Raw genomic sequence first — 25,951 nt, 5'->3', positions numbered from 1 at the left:
ACGTTCGGGTCATGTCCCAGCCCGCCAAGTCCTCACGTACACCAGCTACGCCCGACGCGCCGGAAAGTGCCGCAGGCAGTCGCGCGGCCGCGCAACGGCTCAAGATGCGCCGGGAGCTGGCGGCCGCGGCCATGGAGCTGTTCGCGACCAAGGGGTACGAGGCGACCACCGTCGACGAGATCGCAGCCCAGGCCGGGGTGGCCCGTCGTACCTTCTTCCGCCACTTCCGCTCCAAGGAAGAGGCGATCTTCCCCGACCACGACGACACCCTGATCCGGGCCGAGGCGGTGCTCAACGCGGCGCCGCCGCACGAGCACCCGCTCGACACGGTGTGCCGTGGCATCAAGGAAGTCATGAGGATGTACGCCGCCCGGCCCGAGATCTCCGTCTCGCGCTACAAGCTGACGCGCGAGGTGCCGACGCTGCGGGAGGCCGAGATCGCCTCGGTGGCCCGCTACGAGCGGCTCTTCACCCGCTATCTCCTGGGCCACTTCGACGAGCACGCGCACGACGACGACGCCAACGACGATCCGCTGCTCGCGGAGGTCGCCGCGTCGGCCGTGGTCACGGCGCACAACCACGTCCTGCGCCGCTGGCTGCGGGCCGGGGGGCAGGGCGATGTCGAGACCCAGCTGGACCACGCCTTCGCGATCGTGCGGAAGACGTTCGGGACCGGGATCGGTGCGGGACGGGAGACCCCACCCCGGTCGGCGTCGGCCTCCTCCTTCACGGAGGGGGACGTGCTGGTGACCGTGGCCCGGGTCGATGCCCCGCTGGACCAGGTGATGCGCACCATCGAGCAGGCGCTCAGGGAACGGTCGTAGCGACTTCCCTCACAGAACCGCGGCTCCGCCGCTTTTCCTCAATCGCCGGACGGGCTCATTTTGAGCACGTCCGGCGTTTTTGCGCCCCGTATTCGATCGATCATCGCGCGCCCTGATCGATCATCGCTCACGTGTTACGTAAAGATTTCACCTGAGCGCAACTTCTGGCACTCCGTGCCTTGCACGGTGACACGCCGTGCCATACGTTGAAGGAGTCCGGGCGGCCGGCGTGCAGAGACCTTTCGTACGCCGGCTGTCCCCGCAAGCCAATGGCGAGCGCGCCCGGACGCCTGCGTCACAGGCAACCTCCTGCGCCACAAAGCGCTGCCACAGCACCACCTCCGCCGAACCGACGGCACACCCCTCACACCCAGCAGCAGCACCGACGTAACCCTCAGCGTCTTCCCTCGGACGCTCATCGCCGGAGGCAACACCGTGAAGGAAATCCTGGACGCGATTCAGTCGCAGACGGCCACGTCTGCCGACTTCGCCGCTCTTCCGCTCCCCGAGTCGTACCGCGCGATCACCGTGCACAAGGACGAGACGGAGATGTTCGCCGGGCTCGCCACCCGCGACAAGGACCCCCGCAAGTCGATCCACCTGGACGACGTGCCGGTGCCGGAACTCGGCCCGGGCGAGGCCCTGGTGGCCGTCATGGCCTCCTCCGTGAACTACAACTCGGTCTGGACCTCGATCTTCGAGCCGATGGCGACGTTCGGCTTCCTGGAGCGCTACGGCAGGCTCAGCGAGCTCACCAAGCGCCACGACCTGCCGTACCACATCATCGGCTCCGACCTCGCGGGCGTCGTCCTGCGCACCGGCCCGGGCGTCAACGCCTGGAAGCCCGGTGACGAGGTCGTCGCGCACTGTCTGTCCGTCGAGCTGGAGTCCTCCGACGGCCACAACGACACGATGCTCGACCCGGAGCAGCGCATCTGGGGCTTCGAGACGAACTTCGGCGGTCTCGCCGAGATCGCGCTCGTGAAGTCCAACCAGCTGATGCCGAAGCCGGACCACCTCTCCTGGGAGGAGGCCGCCGCTCCGGGACTCGTGAACTCGACCGCGTACCGGCAGCTGGTCTCCCGCAACGGCGCCGGCATGAAGCAGGGCGACAACGTCCTCATCTGGGGCGCGAGCGGTGGACTCGGCTCGTACGCCACGCAGTTCGCGCTCGCCGGTGGCGCCAACCCCATCTGTGTCGTGAGCAGCGAGCAGAAGGCGGACATCTGCCGGGCGATGGGCGCCGAGGCGATCATCGACCGCAACGCCGAGGGCTACAAGTTCTGGAAGGACGAGCACACCCAGGACCCGAAGGAGTGGAAGCGCTTCGGCAAGCGCATCCGTGAGCTGACCGGCGGCGAGGACGTGGACATCGTCTTCGAGCACCCGGGCCGCGAGACCTTCGGCGCCTCCGTGTACGTCACCCGCAAGGGCGGCACCATCGTCACCTGCGCCTCGACCTCGGGCTACAACCACGAGTACGACAACCGCTACCTGTGGATGTCCCTGAAGAAGATCGTGGGCTCGCACTTCGCCAACTACCGTGAGGCCTGGGAGGCCAACCGGCTGGTCGCCAAGGGCAAGATCCACCCGACGCTCTCCAAGGTGTACTCCCTGGAGGAGACCGGGCAGGCCGCGTACGACGTGCACCGCAACCTCCACCAGGGCAAGGTCGGCGTGCTCGCGCTGGCGCCCCGCGAGGGCCTGGGCGTACGCGACGAGGAGAAGCGCGCCCAGCACATCGACGCCATCAACCGCTTCCGGAACGTCTGAGGTCCCGTAGATGACTGAGCGCCAGAAGGACCGGCCGTGGCTCATGCGCACGTACGCCGGTCACTCCACCGCAGAGGCGTCCAACGAGTTGTACCGGCGCAACCTCGCCAAGGGTCAGACCGGCCTGTCGGTCGCGTTCGACCTGCCGACGCAGACCGGCTACGACCCCGACCACATCCTCGCCCGCGGCGAGGTCGGCCGGGTCGGCGTGCCGGTGTCGCACCTCGGTGACATGCGCCGCCTGTTCCAGGACATTCCCCTGGAGCAGATGAACACCTCGATGACGATCAACGCCACCGCCATGTGGCTGCTGGCGCTCTATCAGGTCGTCGCCGAGGAGCAGGGTGCGGACATCACCAAGCTCCAGGGGACGACGCAGAACGACATCGTGAAGGAGTACCTGTCGCGGGGGACGCATGTCTTCCCGCCGGGTCCCTCGCTCCGTCTGACGACGGACATGATCACGTACACGGTGAACCACATCCCCAAGTGGAACCCGATCAACATCTGCAGCTACCACCTGCAGGAGGCGGGAGCCACCCCGGTCCAGGAGGTCGCGTACGCGATGTCCACCGCGATCGCCGTCCTGGACGCGGTGTTCGCGTCCGGGCAGATCGCCGAGGACCGCAAGGGTGAAGTCGTCGCCCGTATCTCCTTCTTCGTGAACGCGGGCGTCCGCTTCATCGAGGAGATGTGCAAGATGCGGGCGTTCGGACGGATCTGGGACAAGATCACGCGCGAGCGGTACGGCATCGAGGACCCCAAGCAGCGGCGCTTCCGGTACGGCGTCCAGGTCAACTCCCTCGGTCTGACCGAGGCACAGCCGGAGAACAACATCCAGCGGATCGTGCTCGAGATGCTGGCCGTGACGCTCTCGAAGGACGCACGCGCGCGTGCCGTGCAGCTGCCCGCCTGGAACGAGGCGCTGGGCCTGCCCCGGCCCTGGGACCAGCAGTGGTCGCTGCGTATGCAGCAGGTGCTCGCGTACGAGAGCGATCTGCTGGAGTACGCGGACATCTTCGAGGGCTCGCACGTCATCGAGGCCAAGGTCGCGTCCCTGGTGGAGGAGTCGCTCGCCGAGATCGACCGCATCCAGGAGATGGGCGGCGCGATGGCCGCCGTCGAGTCGGGCTACCTGAAGTCGCAGCTCGTCTCCTCGCACGCCGAGCGCCGCGCCCGTATCGAGTCCGGGCAGGAGAAGATCGTCGGCGTCAACATCTTCGAGTCGACCGAGCCGAACCCGCTCACGGCCGACCTGGACGCGGCGATCCAGACGGTCGACCCGGCGGTCGAGGCCCGTGTGATCTCGGCCCTCCAGCACTGGCGCGACACCCGCTACCAGCCGCCCTTCAACCACCCGCGCCCGTGCAAGGCGCTGGAGCGGCTGAAGGAGGCCGCCAAGGGCACCGACAACCTCATGGAGGCCACCCTGGAGTGCGCCCGCGCCGGCGTCACGACCGGCGAGTGGTCCGGGGCGCTGCGCGAGGTGTTCGGCGAGTTCCGCGCCCCCACCGGTGTCTCGTCCGCGCCCGTCGCGGTCACCGCCGAGGAGGGCACCGCGCTCGCGCTGGTCCGCGGCAAGGTGGCGCGGACCGCGCAGGACCTCGGCGTCGGCAAGCTCCGCTTCCTGGTGGGCAAGCCGGGCCTGGACGGGCACTCCAACGGCGCCGAGCAGATCGCCGTGCGGGCCCGCGACGCCGGGTTCGAGGTGGTCTACCAGGGCATCCGGCTGACGCCCGAGGAGATCGTGGCCGCGGCCGTCGCCGAGGACGTGCACGGTGTCGGGCTGTCCATCCTGTCCGGCTCGCACGCCCAGTTGGTGCCGGACGTGCTGGAGAGGCTGCGCGAGGCCGGTGCGGCCGACATTCCGGTGATCGCGGGCGGGATCATCCCGAACGCCGACGCCGAACAGCTGCGGGCCGCGGGAGTGGCCGCGGTCTTCACCCCGAAGGACTTCGACATCACCGGAATCATCGGCCGTATCGTCGACGAGATCCGCAAAGCGAACAAGCTCGACCCCCTGGAGGTCCCCGCATGACCACGCCCGCCCCCGTGAACCGGCTTCGCCCGCGACGCTCCTGTCTCGCGGTGCCGGGAAGCAACCCCCGCTTCCTGGAGAAGGCCCAGGGCCTCCCCGCGGACCAGGTCTTCCTCGACCTGGAGGACGCGTGCGCCCCGCTCGCCAAGCCCGAGGCGCGGCACACGATCGTCAAGTTCCTCAACGAGGGCGACTGGACCGGCAAGACGCGGGTCGTGCGCGTCAACGACTGGACGACCGAGTGGACGTACCGCGATGTCGTGACCGTGGTCGAGGGCGCGGGCCAGAACCTCGACTGCATCATGCTGCCGAAGGTCCAGGACGCCCAGCAGGTCGTGGCGCTCGACCTGCTGCTGACCCAGATCGAGAAGACGATGGGCTTCGAGGTCGGCAAGATCGGCATCGAGGCGCAGATCGAGAACGCCCAGGGTCTGAACAACGTCAACGAGATCGCCACGGCTTCCCAGCGCGTCGAGACGATCATCTTCGGCCCGGCCGACTTCATGGCGTCGATCAACATGAAGTCGCTGGTCGTGGGCGAGCAGCCGCCCGGTTACCCGGCGGACGCCTACCACTACATCCTGATGAAGATCCTGATGGCCGCCCGCGCCAACAACCTCCAGGCGATCGACGGCCCCTACCTCCAGATCCGCAACATCGACGGCTACCGCGAGGTCGCCCAGCGCGCCGCGGCGCTCGGCTTCGACGGCAAGTGGGTGCTCCACCCGGGCCAGGTCGAGGCGTCCAACGAGATCTTCTCGCCCTCCCAGGAGGACTTCGACCACGCCGAGCTGATCCTGGACGCGTACGACTACTGCACGTCCGAGGCGGGCGGCAAGAAGGGCTCCGCGATGCTCGGCGACGAGATGATCGACGAGGCCAGCCGCAAGATGGCGCTCGTCATCTCGGGCAAGGGCCGGGCCGCCGGCATGCAGCGCACCAGCAAGTTCGAAGCCCCGGAGGCCTGAGCACCATGCAGTTCGGACGCACCTACGAGGAGTTCGAGGTCGGCGCGGTCTACAAGCACTGGCCCGGAAAAACGGTCACGGAGTACGACGACCACCTCTTCTGTCTCCTGACCATGAACCACCACCCGCTCCACATGGACACCAACTATGCGGAGAACACGACGGACTTCGGCAAGAACGTCGTAGTCGGGAACTACATCTACTCGCTGCTGCTGGGCATGTCCGTGCCGGACGTGTCGGGCAAGGCGATCGCCAACCTGGAGATCGAGTCGCTGCGGCACGTGGCGCCGACCTTCCACGGCGACACGATCTACGGCGAGACGACGGTTCTCGACAAGACGCCGTCGAAGTCGAAGAACGACCGCGGCATCGTCTACGTCGAGACCAAGGGCTACAAGCAGGACGGCACGCTGGTCTGCGTGTTCCGGCGCAAGGTGATGGTCCCCACCGAGACGTACATCAAGGAGCGCGGCGGCGAGCAGCCCGGCCGCCCCCAGCTCAAGGAGCAGGAGAAGTAGCCATGGCGCGACTCGCCCAGACCGCCGGTCTGACCGACATCCAGCAGGAGATCCTCTCCACCGTCCGCGACTTCGTGGACAAGGAGATCATCCCGGTCGCCACCGAGCTGGAGCACCGCGACGAGTACCCGCAGCAGATCGTCGACGGTCTGAAGGAGTTGGGCCTCTTCGGCCTGATGATCCCCGAGGAGTACGGGGGTCTGGGCGAGTCGCTCCTCACCTACGCGCTGTGCGTGGAGGAGATCGCCCGCGGCTGGATGTCGGTCTCCGGCATCATCAACACCCACTTCATCGTGGCGTACATGCTCAAGCAGCACGGCACGCAGGAACAGAAGGACTACTTCCTGCCGCGCATGGCGCTCGGTGAGGTGCGCGGCGCGTTCTCGATGTCGGAGCCGGGTCTTGGCTCGGATGTGTCGGCGATCACGTCGAAGGCGGTCAAGGACGGCGACGAGTACGTCCTGAACGGTCAGAAGATGTGGCTGACGAACGGCGGCTCGTCGACTCTGGTGGCCGTTCTCGTCCGGAGTGACGAAGGACACCCCGAGGGCACGGCGCCCCACAAGTCGATGACGACCTTCCTGGTCGAGAAGGAGCCCGGCTTCGGAGAGGTCCGCCCCGGCCTCACCATTCCCGGGAAGATCGACAAGATGGGTTACAAGGGCGTCGACACGACCGAACTCATCATGGACGGACTGCGCATTCCGGCCAATCGTGTGCTCGGCGGGACCACGGGCCGAGGGTTTTACCAAATGATGGACGGAGTCGAGGTCGGCCGCGTGAATGTGGCGGCACGTGGCTGCGGCGTCGCACAGCGTGCATTTGAGCTCGGCGTCTCGTATGCCCAGCAACGTCACACTTTCGGCAAGCCGATCGCCCAGCACCAGGCCATCCAGTTCAAGCTGGCCGAGATGGCTACCAAGGTCGAGGCCGCCCATGCCATGATGGTGAACGCGGCACGCAAAAAGGACTCTGGGGAACGAAACGACCTCGAAGCAGGGATGGCGAAGTACCTCGCCTCCGAGTACTGCAAGGAAGTCGTGGAGGATGCTTTCCGGATCCACGGCGGCTACGGCTTCTCCAAGGAGTACGAGATCGAGCGCCTCTACCGAGAGGCTCCGATGCTGCTGATCGGTGAAGGTACCGCTGAAATCCAGAAAATGATCATCGGGCGCAGGTTGCTCGAAGAGTATCGACTCCAGGGCTAGATGTCCGGGTTCGGGGTGTTTTCTTCGAGAAGAAGATCACACCCCGTCAACACTCTTCGGCCGCCGACTCGGCTTCCTGGCTTGCCCAGTTACGGCCCGCGACCGGTACGATCCCGGGAAAGCCGCCGTCCCCCGTTACAGCGCGGCATCATCCGCTACGAAGGTCATCCATGCCCCACAGCCAAACCTCTGCACCACGCGGCCGGGTCCGCCTCGCGCGCGGAGCATCGCCGTGGCTTCTCCCGACCGTTGCCACCGCAGCACTCAGCCTGGTCAAGGCGCGCCGCTCCGGCGCCGCCAAGGCCGTGGCCGTACCCGCCACCGCGCTGGCGGCGGGCATGCTGTGGTTCTTCCGCGACCCCGAGCGCGAGATCGCCCAGGGCCGGGTCATCTCGCCCGCCGACGGTGTGGTGCAGAGCATCATGCCGTGGAAGGACGGACGCACCCGCGTCGCGATCTTCATGAGCCCGCTCAACGTCCACGTCAACCGCGCGCCGCTCTCCGGCACGGTGACGTCGGTCGAGCACATCCCCGGTGGGTTCGTTCCGGCGTTCAACAAGGAGAGCGAGAACAACGAACGCGTCGTCTGGCACTTCGACACCGAGCTCGGTGACATCGAGATGATCCAGATCGCCGGCGCGGTCGCCCGTCGTATCGTTCCTTATATCCCTCAGGGTACGAAGGTCGAGCAGGGCGACCGGATCGGTCTGATCCGCTTCGGCTCGCGCGTCGACATCTATCTCCCCGAGGGTGTCGAGGTCGATGTGGAGGTCGGTCAGAAGACCGTGGCTGGGGTGACTCGAATTGACCGTGATTGATCCCGAGACACAGGCCGGCTGGGTGCCGGAGGCCGACGAGGTGGACGACGAGGAGGAGATGCCCCTCTCGCTCCGCCTCTCAATAGCGGACACCCTCACGCTCGGTAACGCCACGTGCGGCTTCATGGCGGTGTACTTCACCACCACCGGCATCCTGATCCCGCACCTGACGGGCAACGACGAGTCGACGGGCATGGCCCGCCACAGCGCGGCCACGGCCGTCATCCTCATGCTCTGCGCGGCGGTCTTCGACCTCTTCGACGGTCTGGTCGCCCGCAAGCTGCGTTCCTCCCCCATGGGCGCCGAGCTGGACAACCTGTCGGACCTGATCAGCTTCGGTCTCGCCCCGGCGTACTTCGTCCTGGTCTACGGCATGGTCGCGGACGACGCGCATCAGCGGGTGGCGGCGGTGGGGGCCATCGTGGTCCTGCTGGCGGTCGTACTCCGCCTGGCGCGCTTCTCCTGCGTCACGGTCAAGGACGGCACGTTCCAGGGCATGCCCTCGCCGTTCGGTGCGCTGACCGTCGTCTCCATCGTGCTGCTGGAGCTGCCGTTCGTCGCCACGCTCATGGCGATCATCGGTACCGCGTGGCTGATGGTGAGCCGGGTCGAGTACCCGAAGCCGCGGGGGCGCCTCGCGGTGGCGATGCTGTCCTGGATCGTGCTCAGCATGGGGCTGCTGGCGGCGTGGGCCTTCGACGCCCCGAGCGGTCAGCTGCTCCTTCAGACCGGTTGCGCGCTGCAGCTCGTCATGGGCGCGGTGATTCCCCTCTTCGCCACGGCTCGGAGGGTGAACAACTTCCGGGACAATCGGCGCGAGGCTCGGGCGGCGCAGCTGCCGTAGCGGCAGCCGATCCGTTGTACGTGACTGAAGGGCCCCGAACCTACGAGGTTCGGGGCCCTTCGGGTTTTTCGCCCCCGGGGGTGGGTTCTTTGGCTGCGGGTGGGTGGGGGCTGGTCGCGCAGTTCCCCGCGCCCCTGAAGGCGCGGGGCTGCGCCCCGCGATCCCCCGCCCGCCCCGGTTTTTAGGGGCGCGGGGAACTGCGCGAGCAACCCCCACCGGCCGGCAGCCGACTGTTAAGGGGCGCGGGGAACGGCGCAATCTTCAGGGGGGTCTGGGGGCGCAGCCCCCAGGGATGGGACGGGTAGGGGCGGGGGGGGCGAAAAGGCCCCCGACAGCTCGCCTACGTGGTCAGGAAGTCCCGGGCGATGTTTTCCGCGACGCGTTCCAGGATCGGGCCGGCGTCGGCGATGCACTTCGCGACGTCGGGCTCGACGTCGGTCAGTGGGTAGGCCCGACGGATACCGGCCTTGCCGAGAGCCTCAGGCCGGAGGGCGAGGCGGCCGCAGACGGCGACGACCTCCTTGCCGGCCGCGCGGGCGGCGGCGGCGACACCGGCGGGAGCCTTGCCATGAAGGGTCTGCTCGTCGAGAGAACCCTCGCCGGTGATCACCAACGTGGCGCGTTCCAGCGCGGGCGCGAAGCCGAGGACGTCGAGCATGACCTCGATACCGGCCCGGAAGCGGGCGCCCAGGACGAGGGCTCCATATCCGATTCCGCCCGCGGCCCCGGCTCCGGGCGCCGCCGCGTACTCGGCGGCCTTGGGCCCGATGGCCTTCTCCAGAACGGTGGCGAAGTGGGCGAGGGCCGCGTCCAGGGTGGCCACGTCGTCGGGGCTCGCGCCCTTCTGGGGGCCGTAGACGGCGGGGGCGCCCTTGGGGCCCGTCAGGGGGTTGTCCACGTCGCTGGCGAGGACGAAGTCGATCGAGGAGAGCCGGGCGTCCAGACCGGACAGGTCGGCGGTCACGACGTCACGCAGCGCGGCACCGCCGGGAGCCACCGGCTCGCCTTCCACGTCCAGGAAGCGCGCGCCGAGCGCGGACAGCATGCCCGCACCGCCGTCCGTCGTGGCACTGCCACCGACGCCGAACACGATCGTGCGCGCACCGGCGTCCAGCGCGGCCCGCAACAGCTCCCCGGAGCCGTACGTCGACGACGTGAGCGGCGCGAAGACCCCGGCGGGCAGCCGCTGCAGCCCGCTCGCCTCGGCCATCTCCACGACCGCGGTGTCACCGCGCAGCGCGTACGCGGCCGTGACCTCGTCGCCCAGCGGCCCGGCGACCCGCACCTCACGCCGTTCGAAACCGGCCGCGACCGCCGCGTCGACGGTGCCGTCGCCGCCGTCGGCCACGGGCAGAGCCTCGACCTCGACGCGCGGCGCGACCCGGCGCAGTCCGGCCGTCACGCGCTCGGCGACCTGCACGGCCGTCAGCGATCCCTTGAACTTGTCCGCGGCGATGAGCACACGCGGAGTCCGATTCACAGCAGCGTCCGCCACCTTGCATTCCCCTTGCTTTCCGGGCCTTGCTCAAGTCAAGGCAGTCGCGCCGCTGCGACCTTAACCGGAGGAAGCCCCCGCCGTCATGCCCCGCCCAGCCCCCGGAATCACGTGGCCCCCGGAATCGCCCGGCTACCGGATTGCCGCGCTTGCCCGCCCGAAATTGGGTAAACCGGAGCTATGACCCCTGTGGGCACTGAGCTCGCCGACCGCATCCTCGGGGGCTGGCTGGGCCGGATCGCGGGCAACATGCTCGGCAAGCCGGTCGAGCAGGGCGACCACTGGACGCGGGATCGGATCGACCGTTATCTGCGGCAGGCCGCGGCCCTGCCGCTCACCGACTACCTCCCCGAGCCCGCGGGCGACGGCGGCGGCGAAGAGTTCGAGCTGCGGCCCGAGTGGCGGAGTTGCGTGCGCGGCCGCATCCACGGCAGCTGCCGGGACGACGACGTCGACTATGCCATTCTCGGGCTCGACCTGCTGGAGACCCACGGCTTCTCCTTCAGCACGGAGCAGGTCGGTGACCTGTGGCTGCTGCGGCTGCCGTATCTCCAGACGTTCACGGCGGAGCGGGCCGCGTACCGCAACCTCGCCAACGGGCTGAAACCGCCGCTGACAGCGACGTACGAGAATCCCTACCAGGAGTGGATCGGCGCGCTCATCCGCGCCGACGTCTACGGCTGGACCTGCCCGGGGCTGCCGCGCCGTGCGGCCTCCCTCGCCCGACGGGACGCCGTTCTCTCACACACCGGCAACGGCGTGTACGGCGCGATGTGGGCGGCGGCGCTGATCTCGGCGGCGTTCACCGCGCCGACCGTGCGGCACGCGCTGGACACCGCACTCACGGTGATCCCGGCGAGCTGCCGCCTCGCCCGCACCGTGCGCCGGGTGCTCACGCTTCACGAGACCCGGATGACCTGGGAGGACACACTCAGCACCGTGGCCGAGGAGACGGCCGGGCTCGGCTGGATCCACACCATCCCGAACGCCGCCGTCCTCACCGCCGGGCTTCTGTACGGCGACGGCGACTTCACCCGCACCATCACGCTGACCGTCCGCGGCGGCCTGGACACCGACTCGAACGGGGCGACCGCGGGCTCCGTCGCGGGCGTCCTGTGCGGGGCCGAGGCGGTCCCCTCCCAGTGGAAGGACCCGCTGGAGGACACCGTCCGCAGTGCGGTGTTCGGCTTCGACGGGGTGCGGATCAGCGAGCTGGCATCGCGTACGGTCGCGCTGGTGGGGGCCGAGGCCTAGGGGCCCCTAGCCCCCTAGCCCACCGTTGCGGCCGTGCTCGTCCTGAACACCTCGGCCGTCACCCCCATCGCTCGCAGCATCAGGCGGTCGCGCAGGCCGTCCGGGAGGAAGCGGAGCAGGGCGAGGGCCCGTCCGTCGCGTCCGGTGGTGTAGAGGGTGCCGGGGCGGCGCGCGGTCAGGGCGCGTACGACGGCGTTGACGGCCGGGGCGACCGGTCCCAGGGGCTGGCGGGCCGCAGCGGCCTGTACGGCGTCCAGGGCGCCCGCGTACCGGTGCTGGGTCTCGGGTGTGCCCGCCCAGCCCATGTCGGCGCTCGCCTTGTCCGCCGTGCCGAAGATGGCGGTGTCCATGGCGCCGGGCTCGACCAGGGAGACCTTGACGCCCTGGTGGCGCAGTTCCATCCGCAGGGCCTGGGTGAGCGCCGCGAGGGCGGCCTTGGAGGCGGCGATCGGCCCGAAGAAGGGCGGTGCGACGCGGGCGGACACGGCACCGAGGTTCACGATCCGGCCGCCGGCCGCGCGCAGGGCGGGCAGGAAGACGCGGATCACCGCCGCCTGACCGATCACGTTGATCTCGAACTGGCGGCGCCAGGCCTCGGCCGGCACCAGCTCGACGGGGCCCTGCCCCATGATGCCCGCGCTGTTCACCAGACCGTCGAGACGGGGGCCGACGAGGTCCGCGGCGGCGGCGACGGACTCCTCGTCGGTCACGTCGAGGAGGACGGGGGTCAGCCCGGCGTCGCGCAGGGGTCCGGCATCCGCGGGCTTTCGATGGGCCGCGTACACGATCCAGCCGTCGGCGCTGAGCCTGCGCGCGAGGGCGCCGCCCACACCGCCGGTGGCGCCGGTGATCAGAACGGTTCGGGGAGGGGTCAGCTCAGCCACAAGGGCCGCCTTTCACAAGGGAGTTCGCTTCCCGCCCACCCTCCGCCAGGCCGCAGCCCCGTTGAAGAGTGCAGAATTTACTGGTGGCAGCGACACCAGGATCAGAACCAGGCACCGGCGATCACCACCGCAAGGCGCTCGCCGCCGCACCGCACGATCACGGCCGCAAGGCCCTCGCGGCGTTCCTGCGCTCCCGCCGGGAGCGCGCCGACCCCGCGGGAACCGGGCTGCCGCAGGGTGGCCGTCGCCGTACCCCCGGGCTGCGCCGCGAGGAGGTGTCCCTGCTCTCCGGCGTGAGCCTGACCTGGTACACCTGGCTCGAACAGGGCCGTGACATCAATGTCTCCCCGCAGATCCTGCTGGCCCTGGCCCGCGTCCTCCAGCTCGACGAGGTGGAGCGGTCCCATCTCTTCCGGCTGGCGGGCCTTCCGGCACCCGAGCCCGCCGAGCGCTCGCTGGAGGTCCCGGACGCCGTCCGCACCTTCCTGGCCAAGCTCATGCCCAACCCGGCGTTCGTCATCGACCGCTGCTTCGACATCCTCGCCTGGAACCCGGCGCAGGAGAGCATCCTCGGCCCGACCCTGCTGGACCGCCCGCGCCGCGAACTCAACAGCGCGTGGATGCTGTTCCGCGTGCCGGAGATCCGCGCCCTGATGCCGGAGTGGGAGCGGGAGGCCCGCTGGATGGCCGGACTGCTGCGCCAGCAGGCGGCGTACGAACTCGACAACCCGCGCTTCTCCGAACTGGTCGCCGACCTCCTCGAAACCAGCCCCTTCTTCGCGGAGGTCTGGGAGACCCATGACGTCGTGGAGTTCCGTTCCTCGGTACGCCGCTACCGGCACCCGAAGGTCGGCGACCTCGAAGTGTCTTACGTACGACTGGCGTTGGAGGAGGCGCCCCGCCTCAGCCTGATCTGCCACTTCGCCGAGCCGGGCAGCGAGTCCGAGGAACGGCTGCGCGAGCTCGTCACCCACGGTGGATGACCGCCTCGTTACCCTTCGTGAATGACCGCCCTCGTTACCCTTCGAGGATGACCACTCCAGACTTCGCCACGTACATCGCGGGCCTGCCCCGCGTCCTCGCCGGGGCCGCCGCCCTCTTCCGCGACGCCGAAGGGCGGGTGCTGCTCGTCGAGCCGAACTACCGCGAGGGCTGGGCCCTTCCGGGTGGCACCGTCGAGTCGGACGACGGGGAGACCCCGCGCCAGGGCGCCCGCCGCGAGACGGCCGAGGAGATCGGCCTCGACCTCGAACTCGGACGGCTCCTCGCGGTCGACTGGGTGCACGGCGCGGCGCGGCCGCCGGTGGTCGCCTACCTCTACGACGGCGGGGTCCTCGCCGAGGACGACTTCAAGTCGATCCGCCTCCAGGAGGAGGAGCTGCTGTCCTGGCGGCTGGTGCCGCGCGAGGAACTCGCCGAGTATCTGCCGGGCGCCTTGGGCCGGCGTGTCTTTGCCGGGCTCGACGTCCTCGCGTCGGGCTCGGGGACGGTGGAGCTGGAGAACGGCCACCGGGTTGGCTGACCAGGGGACGGTCCGCAGGATGAGGGCTGATTCGCTCAGCCGAGGATCCTGCGCTTCTGCTCCTCGAATTCGGCCCCGGTGAGGACGCCCTGGTCCTTGAGCTCCCCGAGTTGCTTCAGCTGCTCGATCTTGCTGCTCATATCGTCGGCCGGCGGGGCGGGGGCCGGCGGAGCAGGGGCCGGCGGCGCGGCCTCTTGAGCTTCCTGCTGGGCCCATCGCCCTTGCTGACGGCGTGACGCACGGCCTGATACGGCTGTCGCCGTACCGGCCACTACGGCTGTGCGGGCGACCCCGCGGAGGAGACCTGGCACGACGGTTCCTTTTCTCGCGAAAGGCTGGGAAATAGACAACGACTCCCTGACCGACGCGCAATTCTCGGCGCGCCGGATACTTCTATTGGAGCACCGTATGAATTCCCCCGCACACCGACCCTGGTGCTGCCCTGGGGAAATCCCTGAGTTCTGCCGGTAGGCCACTCTCGTGGCAAGCTGAAACGTGGGCCACCGACCGGTCCCAGGTCAGTGGCGAGGCCTACGCGGTAGGAGCTCGAAATGACGACAAGTGGTATGCACCGACACGAAACCGGAACCACCGAACGAGTGTGGGCGACCGGCTGGACCGCCTTCGCAGGGGTCATGATGATCTTCGGCGGAGCAATGGCGATATTCGAAGGAATCGCCGCCATTGCCGAGGACGACGTCTTCGTCACCACCCGGAACTACACCTACAGCTTCGACCTGACGAGCTGGGGCTGGATCCACATGCTCCTCGGCGTCCTGGTCGTCCTGGCGGGCATCGCGGTCTTCAGTGGACTCATGTGGGCGCGTGTGGTCGGTATCGCTCTGGCAGGCCTGTCGATGATCGCCAACTTCATGTGGCTGCCGTACTCCCCCGTGTGGGCCAGCGTGCTGATCGCCGTGGATGCCTTCGTCATCTGGGCGCTGTGCGTCGGAACCAGCCGGGACGCCGGCGCCACCGGCTAGCCGAACGCACCGTCCCCGGCAACCCGGCAGGTGGGAGTTGGTCCGTTCAGCCCGGGACAGCCCCACGACCGGCTGACAGGCGACGCGCCACCAGGCCGTAGGGACTCATCAGTGCTTTCGTTGTGGGGCGGATTCCTCCGAATAATCCGCGGCAGCACCCACAGGGAGACACGCGTGGAAACCAGCGGCACTGAAAGCCACCTGCCCCCCGCCCCCCAGGTCCTCAAGGGGCAGAAGGCTCTTGTGACAGGGGCGAATTCCGGCATCGGCAAGGCCACCGCGATCGGCCTGGGGCGGGTGGGCGCCGATGTGGTGGTGAACTACGTGGCCGGGCGGGACGCCGCAGAAGAGGTCGTGCGCGAGATCGAGGGCTTCGGCGTCCGCGCCTACGCACACGAGGCGGACGTGTCGCAGGAGGACCAGGTCACCGACATGGTCTCCCGTATGGTCAAGGAATTCGGCACCATCGACGTCATGGTGGCGAATGCGGGGCTCCAGCGCGATGCCCCCCTCACCGACATGACCATGGCGCAGTGGCACAAGGTGCTGGACGTCAATCTGACCGGCCAATTCCTGTGCGCCCGCGAAGCGGCCAAGGAATTCCTGCGGCGGGGTGTCGTCCCGGAGGTCTCCCGTTCCGCCGGGAAAATCATCTGCATGAGTTCCGTCCACCAGATCATCCCCTGGTCGGGCCACGTGAACTACGCGGCATCCAAGGGCGGGGTGCAGATGCTCATGGCGACCCTCGCACAAGAGCTCGCGCCTTACCGGATCCGGGTCAACGCCGTTGCTCCGGGAGCGATTCGCACACCCATCAACCGCAGTGCCTGGGACACCCCCGAGGCCGAGGCCGACCTTCTCCGGCTCGTCCCCTACCGCCGCGTCGGCGACCCGGACGACATCGCGAACGTCGTGGCCGCTCTGGCATCCGACCTCTTCGACTACGTCGTGGGGACCACGATCTACGTGGACGGCGGAATGACGCTGTTCCCCGGTTTCGCCACCGGTGGCTGAAGCCCGCACCTCCGAAGCCATCCGGTACGAGCCGCCGAGGCCCATGTGAACAGCGTGATCGACCACTTTCTGGCAGAGGGCCCACCACAACTGCTGCCCGCCCGGGAGCTGATGGCCTTCACTCTGGCCTCCCACATCCTGCTCGTGCCCTTCGGCGTGGCCCTGCCCGGCATCACCCTCCTGATGCACTACCGCGGGCTGCGCAAGGGCGATGCCGTCGCCCTGCTGCTCGCGCGGCGCTGGTCGGCGGTCATGGCCGTCCAGTTCGCCATCGGCATCGTGACGGGCACCGTGCTCTCCTTCGAATTCGGGCTGCTGTGGCCGGGGATGATGGGCCGCTGGGGCGATGTCTTCGGCCTCGGCTTCGGGGTCGAGGCATGGGCGTTCTTCCTCGAAGCGATCCTCATCGCCATCTATCTGTACGGCTGGCGCCGGCTCAAGCCGTGGACGCACTTCTGGCTCGGCCTGCCCCTGCCGCTGACCGCCCTGATGGGGGCGTTCGGCATCGTGGCCGCGAACGCCTGGATGAACACGCCCCGCGGCTTCACGCTCGACGCGTCGGGCAAGCCCGTGAACGTCAATGTGCGGCAGGCGGTCTTCACGCCGATGTTCGGCCCCGAGTACTGGCACTTCGTGGTCGGCGTGGTTCTGACCGCCGGGTATGTCGTCGCCGGGGTGTACGCGGTCGGCCTGCTGCGGGGCCGCCGGGACCGCTACCACCGGCTCGGCTTCACCGTGCCGTTCACCGTCGCCGCGATCCTCACCCCCGTGCAGTTCATGCTCGGGGACTCGATCGCCCGCTCCGTCTTCCACAAGCAGCCGGTGAAGTTCGCGGCCACCGAAATCGTCTGGAACACCGACACTCACGTGCCGGAGTACATGTTCGGGCGGCTGCATCCCGACGGGTCGATCTCCGGCGGGATCAAGATCCCCCAACTGGACTCGATCCTCGCCGGGTTCAGCCCGGACACCAAGGTCACCGGGCTGACATCGGTTCCCGCGAGCGACCGCCCGACGGCGACCCAGGCCACCATCGCCCACTGGGCGTTCGACATCATGGTGACCATCGGAAGCCTGCTCATCCTGCTCGCGCTCTGGTACGGCTGGTGCTGGCTGCGCAGCCGTGGCCTGCCCAAGTCGCGCTGGTTCTTCCGGTGCGCCGCTGTCGCGGGCGCCGCCTGCCTGCTGACCGTCGAGTGCGGCTGGATCACGACCGAAGTGGGCCGGCAGCCCTGGATCGTCTACCAGAACATGCGGGTCTCGGAGGCGGTGACGGGCACCCGCGCCGCGTCTCTGTGGACGATGTTCGGCATCGTCGTGGTGGTCTACGTCCTCGTCCTCGGCTCCTTCGTGGCCATCCTGCTGAAGATGAGCAGGCGGTGGCGGCTGGCCGACGAGGGCGTCCTCGCCGGAGCCTTGGCCGAGGACCTGGAGGGCGACACCCCCTACGGGCCCCGCCCGTTGTCCACGACCACGGGCGCGGACAGGGGTGGGGACGAATGATCGAGGATGTCGTCGCCTGGGTGCTGCTGGCCGCGGTGGCCGCCTACGCGTGCGCCGGTGGCACGGACTACGGCGCCGGATTCTGGGACCTCGTCGCCGGCGGCACCGAACGCGGAAAACGCCCCCGGTGGCTCATCGACCACGCCATGGAACCGGTGTGGGAGACCAACAACGTCTGGCTCATCTTCGTTCTGGTCATCACGTGGACCGGTTTCCCGGTCCTGTTCGAGACGGTCTTCTCGGCCATGTGGCTCCCCCTGGCCCTCGCGGCCGTGGGACTCGTCCTGCGCGGAGCCGGCTTCGCGCTGCGCAAACCGACACGGCGGCTCGCCCGGCGCAGGGTCTACGGCGCCGTCTTCGCCGTCTCCTCTCTCCTGACGCCCTTCTTCCTCGGCGCGGCGATCGGGGGGATCGCCACGGGCCAGGTGGCTCCCGGCACGAACGCATCCGCCCACGCATGGTCCAACGGGACCTCCGTGATCACCGGGCTGCTCACTGTCGCCGCGACCGCCTTCCTCGGGGCGGTGTTCCTGACCGCCGACGCCCAACGCTTCGATGCTCCCGACCTCGTCGGCTACTTCCGGCTGCGGGCCTGGTGCAGCCTCGGCGTCCTCGCCGTGCTGGCGGTCGTCGGCCTCGCCGTGACCCACAACGACGCGCCCTACGTGCACGACGGGCTGACCAGCGGAATCGGTCTCGCCCTCGTCCTGGTCGCCGTCGTCAGCGCGTTGGCCACCGCCGGACTGCTCTACCGCACCGCGACAGGCTGGGCGAGAGTCACCGCGGTCGGCAGCGTGGCCCTCGTCGTCCTGGCGTGGGGGCTGGCCCAGCGGCCCTACCTCATTCCCACCTCGCTGACCGTGTCCCAGGCGGCCGGAGCCTCGACGACGCTGCGCTGGCTGATGCTGGTCACAGTCATCGCGGTGGTGCTCGTCGGACCGCCCCTCGTCCTGCTCTACCGGCTGGACACCCGCGGCGTCCTCCAGCCGCTCACCGAGGCGGACTTGCGGCAGACGGCGGCCGGGCGGGAACCCGAGAACCCATGACCGGGGCCGGGGCCGGGGACAGGCCGCCGATCGTCCTGGTCCTGGGCGTATCGGGTTCCGGAAAAACCACCGTCGCCAAGGCGGTCTCCGAGCGGCTCGGCCTGCCGTTCGTGGAGGGCGACGACTTCCATCCCGCCGCGAATGTCGCCAAGATGGCCGCCGGCCACGCCCTGGACGACGCCGACCGCGAGCCCTGGCTGCGCAACCTCGCCGACCGCATCCGGCGCTCCATCGAGGCCGGCGAGGGGCTGGTCATGGCCTGTTCGGCCCTCAAGCGCCGGTACCGCGACGAGCTCCGGGCGGCCGCTGGCTCAAGGCTCTGGTGCCTGTACCTCGCCCTGGACCGGGACAGCGCGCGGGACCGTGTGTCCCGGCGCACCGGTCACTTCATGCCCGCCCGGCTGGTCGGCTCGCAGTTCGAGACGCTGGAGCCACTGGAACCGGACGAGCCGGGCCTGACCCTGGATGCCACAGCCGGCCTTCCCGCGAATCTCGCCCGGGTATGGGCCGCCGTCGAGCGCCCCGGCCAGGCCCCCTGACCGGTCAGGCGCTCAGGAGTACGGCGACGTCCCCGCCCTGCGGCGTCGGACCGCCGCTCCGCGTGACGGGAAGCAGCCGGCCGTCCCCGCGTACCAGGAACAGCACGGTGTGCCCCGCCGGGACGGGACCGTCGACGCGATGTGTCACGACACGGGCGCCCAGGGCGTAGCGGCGCGTCAGTTCGGGTCCGGTCAGTTCCGGGTCGAAGAGCACCTGGCCACCTGTGTAGGGGGCGATGACGCCCTGGCTCTCCGCGGGCGGCCCGAGACGGTACACCGTCCCCTCCACGCTGCCTTCGAGGTTCATCGACGCCAGCGCGTTGAAGTCGTCCTCGCCGGTGAGGAGCAGCACCCCGGTCAGGCCTTCGAGCTCCGCGCCTGCGCCCGTGGCCGCGGCGAACAGCTCTCCGGGGGCGAGTTCGATCCCGGCGGCCCTGATGCTGTCGCGCTCCGCCTCGTGCCCGGCCCACATGACCACGTCCAGCCCCGCCGAGCGCAGGGCCCGCCCCAGATCGATCACCCATGGATCGCCGCCCACGAGCAAGGGTCTGGAACGCGCCGAGCGCACCACGCCCAGCCGTCGGGCCACGGGCCCCGCGCTCAGCCCGTACAGCGTGACGGTGGCCACGATCACCACGAACGTGGCCGGGAGGATCTTGGCGGCGCCACCGATGCCCTTGTCGACCAGCGAGGACGAGAACGTCGAGGCGGTGGCCGCGGCCACGATTCCGCGGGGCGCCATCCACCCGAGGAAGCCCCGTTCCCCGGCCGTCAGATCGGTCCTCAGCGCTGACACAAGCGCCACAAGGGGCCGGACGACGAGTACGAGGACCGCCACGAGACCCAGCGTCGGCAGCAGTACATGCCGCAGGGACTGCGGGCTGACGGTGGCCGAGATGGAGATGAACAACAAGCCGATGACCAGATTCACGAGGGTCTCGAAGAACGGCCTTCGGGCAGCGACGTCCAAGCCGGGCAGGTTCGCCACCGCCAGCCCCATCAGAACGGCGGCGATGAGTCCCGTGTCGGCCCGGACCACGTCGCAGGCGGCCGCCACCCCGACCACCGCGGCGAGCTGCACGGTGGTGCCGAGCACCTCGCCGAGCCGGAGCCTGCGCAGCGCCCACGTCAGTACGGCCGCTCCGGCGACACCCCCCACCACTCCCACCGCGATACTGACGGCGAAGTGGCCGATCTCGCTTGCGAAGCCGCTGCGCCCTCCGGACATGACACCGTGAAAGACCAGCGCGCCCAGGATGCCGCCCAGCGGATCGATCAGCGACCCCTCCCAGATGAGGATCCGCTGCAAGCGTTCCGTGGGACGGACGAAGTTGAGCAGCGGGCCGACAACAGTCGGCCCGGACACGATCAGGATCGCTCCGAGCATCACGGCCGCGCCCTGTGACATCCCGAGCAGCGGCATGGCCAGGAGCGCCGCCGAAAAGCAGGTGCCCAGGCTGCCCCACCAGATCAGCCGCACCACGACCCGGCGTGTGTGGGCTCTGAACCTCTTCAGGTCCAGGCCGAGCCCGGCATCGTAGAGGATCAACGCGACGGCCAGCGAGACCAGTGGCGAGAAGGTGCTGCCCAGGAGCCGCTCGGGGTTGACGTCGTCCGTCAGCGCGCCGGCGGTGAATCCGACGGGCAGCAGAACGATCAGCGCGGGGATGTGCAGAAGGCTCGCGACCAGTTGAGAAGCGGCGGAGAGTACGACGATCAGGCCGAGGCCGACGAGCACTTGGTCTTCCGTCACCGCGATGCCTTCCGCGCTGCGGGACGGCAGCCGCCCGCGCCGACCTGTCGTTCTCCGGATGACGCCGCGGCGGATGACGCCGCGGCGGATGACGCCGAGGCGCGAATCGCGGCACCGTCGCTTCGAGCGGGGCCTAGTCCGTGGCGTCCAGCGCGGCCAGCACGGCCGGCACCGGGATCCGCCCGGAGGCGACCAGTTGCGCACCCCCGCGTCGCAGGGCGGTGGCGAAGGGCGCGGCCCACACGTTCTCGTAGATCAGGATTCCGGCGGAGTTGCCCGGCTCCAGGGCGTTGGCCGCCTCCTCGATGTCGTCCTGGCCGAGCAGGCCGGAGGAAGCGCCCTCGAAGACGGCCAGGTCCAGAGCTCCGTCGCCGGTGAGATCGGCAATTTCCAGGCCGGTCACGGATCCGTCCTCATCCTTCCTGACAAACATCAGATCGAGGATGCGGATGAGGCCGCGGTCCACCAGATCGACCAGCAGAGGAAAGCCCTCGCCGGTCATCCGGTTGCCGGGAAACTCGACGACCACGTAATCGATCGGTCCCATTTCATCGAATTCATCGCTCACGGCTTCACCCCTGGCTGGTAACGGAATTCCCCCTGTCCCCCATTGCCATGGATCCCTCGTCCCCGAATGCCATTGCATCACCGGACGGAAGCCGCCGCACTTCGATGCGGCATTCACCCGCCGGGCCGGTCCAGGTCGCGGGATCAGACCCGTACGAATCTCCTGTAACCATGACGAGCAGCCCGCCCCCACCCGACCCGGACAAGCACCCCGTAGAACCGTCCGGCGACCAGCAGCTTTCGGCGCGGGAGCGCAATGAGCTGGACGAACTGCGGCACCGGGTGAGCGCCCTGGAGAGCGCCGGGCCGCCGGGGGCCGCGCGGCACCACTGGCTCCGGTCGACGGGTTCGGTCCTGCTGATTCTCCTCGCCTCGCTGCTGTCGCTGCTGGCCGTCGTCGCGGTCTGGGCGAACAGCATCGTGCGGGACACGGACCGCTACGTCGCCACCGTGGGGCCGCTGGCGAGCAATCCGGATGTGCAGAAGGCGGTAACCAACCGGGTCACCGCCGAGGTCCTGGCTCAGATCGACGTGGAAGCGCTGGTCAAGCAGTTGGAGCAGGCGGCGTCCGAGAAGGGTGCCCCGCCGAGGGCGTCCCAGCTGCTCGGCGACCTGAAGGGCCCGATCACGAGCGGCCTGAAGAGTCTGGTCAGCGGCACCGTGGAGCGGGTGGTCTCCAGCAACGCCTTCGACACCGTCTGGGTGAACGCGAACCGCCGGGTCCACAGCGCCGTGGACAAGGCCCTCACGGGCGAGTCCGGCGGTGCGGTGTCCGTCAAGAACGGTCAGGTCGCCATCGATGTGGGACCGATCGTGGCCCAGGTCAAGGAGCAACTGGTCAGTGCCGGTTTCAAGCCGGCCGCTCGGATCCCGGCCGTCCACACGGACTTTGTGGTGTTCGCGTCCAAGGACGTCGGCAAGATCAAGACGTATCTGAGGCTGCTGGAGATCATCGGCACCTGGCTCCCCATCATCGCCGTACTGATCGCCGCCTTGGGTGTGTACCTGGCCGTCCACCGCCGCCGGGCGCTGATCGGGGTCGGGCTCGGGGTGTTCGTCGCCATGCTGGTGCTCGGCGTCGCACTCGCCCTCATGCGATCGGTCTATCTCGACCATCTGCCCGTCGGAGCGTCCGAGGCCGCCGCCGGTGCGGTGTTCGACGCACTGGTCAAGTTCCTGCGCTCCGGCGTCCGGGCGGTCGGTGCGCTCGCTCTCGCGACGGCCCTCGGCGCCTTCCTCATCGGCCCGTCCCGGGTCGCCGTCCTCACCCGTACGGGCTGCCGCAAGGGCATCGGCGCCCTGCGCGACGTCGCCGTGTCGGCGGGGCTCCCGCTGGGTGCGGTCGGCCGGTTCGTGCACCGCTTCAAGCGGTGGATCGGCGGCGTGATCCTTGCGGTCGCCGCGATCGTCCTGTTCGCCTGGAACTACCCGACGATGGCGGTCGTGCTGTGGACGGGGGTGATCGTGCTGATCGCCTTCGCGATCCGCGAGTTCCTGGACACCGGCACCCCTGCCACACCGTCCGCTCCCGCACCGTCCACTCCTAGGCCGTCGGTCTGACCGCGCGCTCGTGCCGGCGCTCGCTCACCCTCAGCCAGAGAGCCCGCTGGCACTTGAGTGTGCCGGTCCCGACCACGATCAGTACGACGATGTTGAGCAGCAGCTGGAGCAGGGAACCCCAGGCCTCGTCCCAGCTGGCGAACGCTGACGAAACCCCGATGTCGGCCGCCGCCGGAATAGTGGTCACCGAGATGAAGACGCCGAGCAGTGCGCTCGTGCGGGCCTCGGTCAGCGAGACGATGCCGACGATCCCGGCCAGCACCGCCACCACTGCCGAGAAGAAGTTGGGGGTGTTGATCAGACTCGAGACGGGCCGCAGTCCCAGCTCGAAGGCCTTCGGCTGCAGCCCGAAGCCCCGCACGAGGAGGGCGAAGAGGAAGGTCGCGACAACGGCCAGCAGGAAGCCCACCAGCAGGGCCATGAGACCCTGCCGGACCCTCGGCCGGGAGCGTTCGTCGATCCCGAGGGCGACGCTGGTGATGGCCCCGTACTCGGGCCCGACCACCATGGCCGCGACGATGAGGATCTGGGAGTTGGTGATGATGCCCACCGCGCCGATGATTCCGGCGATGACCAGGAAGAGATAGAAGCTCGGCGGGTACCTGCCCTCGGCCCGGATCCGGGCCTCCACCTGCTCCCACACCGGAGCGCGCGCCTGGGTCCCGAGCTCCTCGGCCCCGGCCCTGGCCGCGCGCTGCGAGAACGCGACGTCGACCGGCGCGAGGATGATCGAGCCACGGCGTTCCAGTCCGAGGTCCCGCAGTCCGCGCAGCACCTCGTTCGCGGCTCCGGTCAGGACGTCGCACTCGACGGCGTCGCCGTCGGGGTTGCGTACGCTGCCGCCGTGCTGCAGCAGGTTCAGGACGCACGGCTCGGCGCTCAGCAGGGCCATGGTGCGTTCCGTGAGGTCCGGCGGGCACACCGCGCGGACGTGGATCATGTCCATCCGGACCTCCGCGTATCGGTGCGGTGTGCGCCGGCATGTGGTCCGGACCGGTCGCTCATCCATTAACGCGGCGGCTTCCGAACCCGGCAACTCGGCGTGCCGGAATCCGCCGGCTGGCGGAGGGTGGAGGCATGGGGACGTCCGAGGATCTGAGCAAGGCCGAGTTCCGGTCGCTCTACCGACACCTGCGCGACACGGCCCCCGGCGGCGCCACGCACCGGGGCGCTCTGGACACGATCACCGAAGAACAGGTGCTGGCGGCCGTCCGCGAGGTGCGGTCGGGACGTACGGTGTCGCTCGCCGCCCCCGTGAACACCCGTACCGGACCCGACGACGCCGATCCCGCCGAGCACCGGCTCACCGCTCCGGCCGACGGTGAACCGGACCCGATCGGCCTGGAGTTCGCGCGGGACCGCTTCGCCATGAACGTTCACGGCGATGTGGACAGCCACCTCGACGCGCTGTGCCACGTCATCTACGACGGCACGCTGCACGGCGGCATACCGGCGGCGGACGTCCTGTCGCCGAACGGAGCGAGCGACCTGTCCGTCGACCTGGCCCGCGACGGCATCGTCGGACGCGGGGTGCTCCTGGACATCCCCCGGGTGCACGGCGTGTCCTGGCTCGAACCCGGAACTAACGTGACCGCCGAGGACCTCGTCGGCGCCGAGGCACGGCAGGGGCTCCGGGTGGGCCGGGGCGACATCCTGCTCGTACGGGTCGGGCACCGCCGGCGCCGTGAGGAGCTCGGCCCCTGGGACACGGCCGGCGCCCGTGCCGGACTCCATCCGACCGCCATGGAGTTCCTGGCCGAGCGGGAGGTGGCCGTACTCGGAAGTGACGGCAACAACGACACGGCCCCCAGCGCCGCGGAGGGAGTCGCGTTCCCGGTGCATGTGCTCGCCATCCACGCGATGGGACTGCATCTGCTCGACTATCTGCGGTTCGAGGACCTCGCCCCGATCTGCGCCCGGGAAGGCCGCTGGTCTTTCCTCTGCGTGATCGCCCCTCTCCGGCTGTCCGCGGCCACCGGCTCCCCGGTCAATCCCCTCGCGATCCTGTGACGGCCGAGCCGGCTCAGGAGGTCAGCTGGTAGATGCTCTTGCCCACCAGCCACAGGCCCAGCAGCAGCGACAGACCCACGATCGTCTGGTCCTGATGGCCTTCCATCCATGTGCGCAGCCTCCCGAGCCGTGCGGGGGCCGAGTCGGTGGCGAAGGTCGCGTAGATCTCCATCGTCAGCAGGCTGGAGCTGGCCAGCAGGCAGTAGCCCAGCAACGCGGCGACCGAGGCGGGTTGGGAGAGGTCGGCCTCTACCACCGTGGCGGCACCGGCGGCCACACAGCCCCACGGCTGGAGGAAGAACGCCAGCCCGGCCGCCGTCCACGGGGAGATCGTGTCAAGCCTCGACATCAGCCCGGAGGACTTGTGCCGCTTGCCCGCCGTGCGGCGGGTGTGCTCCGCGTACCAGACGAGTCCGACGCCGATGGCCAGTTTGGCGGCCAGCGCGGCTGTGGAGGGCGGCGACTTCGGCGGTGGCGGCTCCCCGCCGGTCATGAGCAGCACCACGGCGAGGATCCCGACGAAGCACGCCAGCCACGCGAGGATGAAGGCCAGCCCGTTCCAGATCCCGTTGCGTGCGGTCAGCACCAGGACGAATCCGGTGACCGGGAACGGGTTCAAGGCGATCGCCAGGCCGATGAGGAGCAGGTCAAGGACCATCGCAGCCCCCATGTGGCCTCGCAAGCCCCGCGGCGGCGCCGAGGGGCATGATCCCATCGTCACCGCCCCCGTCCGCACCCACAAATCCGCGGCTCCGCCCGGAACGCCACCGACGGCCTCTTCCCCCGTACGGCCCAACGGCGCCCGCGCCGCAGGGCAGGCGGCCGCCCCG

General features: G+C 69.3%; 25 protein-coding genes. 18 read left to right on the top strand and 7 right to left on the bottom strand.

Features of this window, described 5'->3' with window-relative positions; translation table 11 throughout:
- Positions 1 to 11 precede the first annotated feature (11 nt).
- The 8 genes from AB5J50_RS41945 to pssA all read left to right on the top strand — a co-directional run bounded on the left by AB5J50_RS41945 (position 12) and on the right by pssA (position 8,991).
- Complete coding sequence (locus AB5J50_RS41945; protein WP_327433256.1) at positions 12 to 824, top strand: TetR family transcriptional regulator; 813 nt, start codon at positions 12 to 14, stop codon at positions 822 to 824.
- 435 nt (positions 825 to 1,259) lie between these two features.
- Positions 1,260 to 2,597 (top strand): crotonyl-CoA carboxylase/reductase, encoded by a 1,338-nt coding sequence (gene ccrA / locus AB5J50_RS41940; protein ID WP_327433255.1) that lies wholly within the window; start codon positions 1,260 to 1,262, stop codon positions 2,595 to 2,597.
- Positions 2,598 to 2,607: 10 nt separating this feature from the next.
- Positions 2,608 to 4,635 carry a protein meaA gene (locus AB5J50_RS41935; RefSeq protein WP_369263843.1) on the top strand — a complete coding sequence of 676 codons (2,028 nt, stop codon included), beginning with the start codon at positions 2,608 to 2,610 and terminating at the stop codon, positions 4,633 to 4,635.
- Positions 4,632 to 5,603 (top strand): CoA ester lyase, encoded by a 972-nt coding sequence (locus AB5J50_RS41930; RefSeq protein ID WP_369263842.1) that lies wholly within the window; start codon positions 4,632 to 4,634, stop codon positions 5,601 to 5,603. Before AB5J50_RS41935 ends, AB5J50_RS41930 begins: the two co-directional genes overlap by 4 nt.
- 5 nt (positions 5,604 to 5,608) lie before the next feature.
- Positions 5,609 to 6,121, top strand: coding sequence for a MaoC family dehydratase (locus tag AB5J50_RS41925; RefSeq protein ID WP_100591523.1), 513 nt, complete (start codon positions 5,609 to 5,611; stop codon positions 6,119 to 6,121).
- 2 nt (positions 6,122 to 6,123) lie between these two features.
- Positions 6,124 to 7,329 carry an acyl-CoA dehydrogenase family protein gene (locus AB5J50_RS41920; RefSeq protein WP_327433252.1) on the top strand — a complete coding sequence of 402 codons (1,206 nt, stop codon included), beginning with the start codon at positions 6,124 to 6,126 and terminating at the stop codon, positions 7,327 to 7,329.
- A gap of 170 nt (positions 7,330 to 7,499) precedes the next feature.
- Entirely contained in the window at positions 7,500 to 8,147 is a 648-nt protein-coding gene (locus tag AB5J50_RS41915) for a phosphatidylserine decarboxylase (RefSeq protein WP_369263841.1), read from the top strand.
- 22 nt (positions 8,148 to 8,169) lie between these two features.
- On the top strand, positions 8,170 to 8,991 hold the full coding sequence (gene pssA / locus AB5J50_RS41910; RefSeq protein WP_327435285.1) for a CDP-diacylglycerol--serine O-phosphatidyltransferase: 822 nt from the start codon (positions 8,170 to 8,172) through the stop codon (positions 8,989 to 8,991).
- A gap of 340 nt (positions 8,992 to 9,331) precedes the next feature.
- Here pssA and AB5J50_RS41905 read toward each other — a convergent pair whose 3' ends face one another.
- On the bottom strand, positions 9,332 to 10,471 hold the full coding sequence (locus tag AB5J50_RS41905) for a glycerate kinase (protein ID WP_369263840.1): 1,140 nt from the start codon (positions 10,469 to 10,471) through the stop codon (positions 9,332 to 9,334).
- A gap of 195 nt (positions 10,472 to 10,666) precedes the next feature.
- On the opposite strand from AB5J50_RS41905, the gene AB5J50_RS41900 reads away from it, so the two are divergent.
- On the top strand, positions 10,667 to 11,740 hold the full coding sequence (locus AB5J50_RS41900; RefSeq protein WP_369263839.1) for an ADP-ribosylglycohydrolase family protein: 1,074 nt from the start codon (positions 10,667 to 10,669) through the stop codon (positions 11,738 to 11,740).
- A 14-nt stretch (positions 11,741 to 11,754) separates the two neighbouring features.
- On the opposite strand, the gene AB5J50_RS41895 is transcribed toward AB5J50_RS41900, so the two are convergent.
- Positions 11,755 to 12,624, bottom strand: coding sequence for an SDR family NAD(P)-dependent oxidoreductase (locus AB5J50_RS41895; protein WP_369263838.1), 870 nt, complete (start codon positions 12,622 to 12,624; stop codon positions 11,755 to 11,757).
- 83 nt (positions 12,625 to 12,707) lie between these two features.
- Here AB5J50_RS41895 and AB5J50_RS41890 point away from each other — a divergent pair, with 83 nt between their 5' ends.
- On the top strand, positions 12,708 to 13,607 hold the full coding sequence (locus tag AB5J50_RS41890; protein ID WP_369263837.1) for a helix-turn-helix transcriptional regulator: 900 nt from the start codon (positions 12,708 to 12,710) through the stop codon (positions 13,605 to 13,607).
- Positions 13,608 to 13,654: 47 nt separating this feature from the next.
- Positions 13,655 to 14,146, top strand: coding sequence for an NUDIX domain-containing protein (locus AB5J50_RS41885; RefSeq protein WP_369263836.1), 492 nt, complete (start codon positions 13,655 to 13,657; stop codon positions 14,144 to 14,146).
- Positions 14,147 to 14,181: 35 nt separating this feature from the next.
- Here AB5J50_RS41885 and AB5J50_RS41880 read toward each other — a convergent pair whose 3' ends face one another.
- The gene (locus AB5J50_RS41880; RefSeq protein ID WP_369263835.1) at positions 14,182 to 14,457 is read right to left on the bottom strand and encodes an SHOCT domain-containing protein; all 276 of its coding nucleotides are present in this window, start codon (positions 14,455 to 14,457) and stop codon (positions 14,182 to 14,184) included.
- A gap of 255 nt (positions 14,458 to 14,712) precedes the next feature.
- On the opposite strand from AB5J50_RS41880, the gene AB5J50_RS41875 reads away from it, so the two are divergent.
- From AB5J50_RS41875 to AB5J50_RS41855, 5 genes are all read left to right on the top strand, one after another.
- The gene (locus tag AB5J50_RS41875; RefSeq protein WP_369263834.1) at positions 14,713 to 15,129 is read left to right on the top strand and encodes a hypothetical protein; all 417 of its coding nucleotides are present in this window, start codon (positions 14,713 to 14,715) and stop codon (positions 15,127 to 15,129) included.
- A 174-nt stretch (positions 15,130 to 15,303) separates the two neighbouring features.
- Positions 15,304 to 16,143: an SDR family oxidoreductase gene (locus AB5J50_RS41870; protein WP_369263833.1), complete on the top strand. Its 840-nt coding sequence runs from the start codon at positions 15,304 to 15,306 to the stop codon at positions 16,141 to 16,143.
- A gap of 111 nt (positions 16,144 to 16,254) precedes the next feature.
- Positions 16,255 to 17,646 carry a cytochrome ubiquinol oxidase subunit I gene (locus AB5J50_RS41865; protein WP_369265660.1) on the top strand — a complete coding sequence of 464 codons (1,392 nt, stop codon included), beginning with the start codon at positions 16,255 to 16,257 and terminating at the stop codon, positions 17,644 to 17,646.
- Positions 17,643 to 18,692 (top strand): cytochrome d ubiquinol oxidase subunit II, encoded by a 1,050-nt coding sequence (locus AB5J50_RS41860; RefSeq protein WP_369263832.1) that lies wholly within the window; start codon positions 17,643 to 17,645, stop codon positions 18,690 to 18,692. The genes AB5J50_RS41865 and AB5J50_RS41860 overlap by 4 nt, the downstream gene beginning before the upstream one ends.
- A complete protein-coding gene (locus AB5J50_RS41855) occupies positions 18,689 to 19,231 on the top strand; it encodes a gluconokinase (RefSeq protein ID WP_369263831.1) in 543 nt (180 codons plus the stop codon). Before AB5J50_RS41860 ends, AB5J50_RS41855 begins: the two co-directional genes overlap by 4 nt.
- A gap of 4 nt (positions 19,232 to 19,235) precedes the next feature.
- Here AB5J50_RS41855 and AB5J50_RS41850 read toward each other — a convergent pair whose 3' ends face one another.
- The gene (locus AB5J50_RS41850) at positions 19,236 to 20,984 is read right to left on the bottom strand and encodes a cation:proton antiporter (protein ID WP_369263830.1); all 1,749 of its coding nucleotides are present in this window, start codon (positions 20,982 to 20,984) and stop codon (positions 19,236 to 19,238) included.
- Between the two features lie 133 nt (positions 20,985 to 21,117).
- Entirely contained in the window at positions 21,118 to 21,531 is a 414-nt protein-coding gene (locus AB5J50_RS41845) for a DUF6325 family protein (protein ID WP_369263829.1), read from the bottom strand.
- Between the two features lie 191 nt (positions 21,532 to 21,722).
- On the opposite strand from AB5J50_RS41845, the gene AB5J50_RS41840 reads away from it, so the two are divergent.
- The gene (locus AB5J50_RS41840; RefSeq protein ID WP_369263828.1) at positions 21,723 to 23,111 is read left to right on the top strand and encodes a hypothetical protein; all 1,389 of its coding nucleotides are present in this window, start codon (positions 21,723 to 21,725) and stop codon (positions 23,109 to 23,111) included.
- On the opposite strand, the gene AB5J50_RS41835 is transcribed toward AB5J50_RS41840, so the two are convergent.
- Positions 23,095 to 24,057, bottom strand: coding sequence for a DUF389 domain-containing protein (locus AB5J50_RS41835; RefSeq protein ID WP_369263827.1), 963 nt, complete (start codon positions 24,055 to 24,057; stop codon positions 23,095 to 23,097). The genes AB5J50_RS41840 and AB5J50_RS41835 overlap by 17 nt on opposite strands.
- Before the next feature lie 131 nt (positions 24,058 to 24,188).
- On the opposite strand from AB5J50_RS41835, the gene AB5J50_RS41830 reads away from it, so the two are divergent.
- Positions 24,189 to 25,121 (top strand): cyclase family protein, encoded by a 933-nt coding sequence (locus AB5J50_RS41830; protein WP_369263826.1) that lies wholly within the window; start codon positions 24,189 to 24,191, stop codon positions 25,119 to 25,121.
- Positions 25,122 to 25,134: 13 nt separating this feature from the next.
- Here AB5J50_RS41830 and AB5J50_RS41825 read toward each other — a convergent pair whose 3' ends face one another.
- Entirely contained in the window at positions 25,135 to 25,779 is a 645-nt protein-coding gene (locus AB5J50_RS41825) for a GAP family protein (RefSeq protein ID WP_369263825.1), read from the bottom strand.
- Between the last annotated feature and the right edge of the window lie 172 nt (positions 25,780 to 25,951).

The sequence above is a fragment of the Streptomyces sp. R35 genome (assembly GCF_041053035.1).
Lineage (GTDB): Bacteria > Actinomycetota > Actinomycetes > Streptomycetales > Streptomycetaceae > Streptomyces > Streptomyces lutosisoli.
This window is presented reverse-complemented; position numbering and strand designations above follow the sequence as displayed.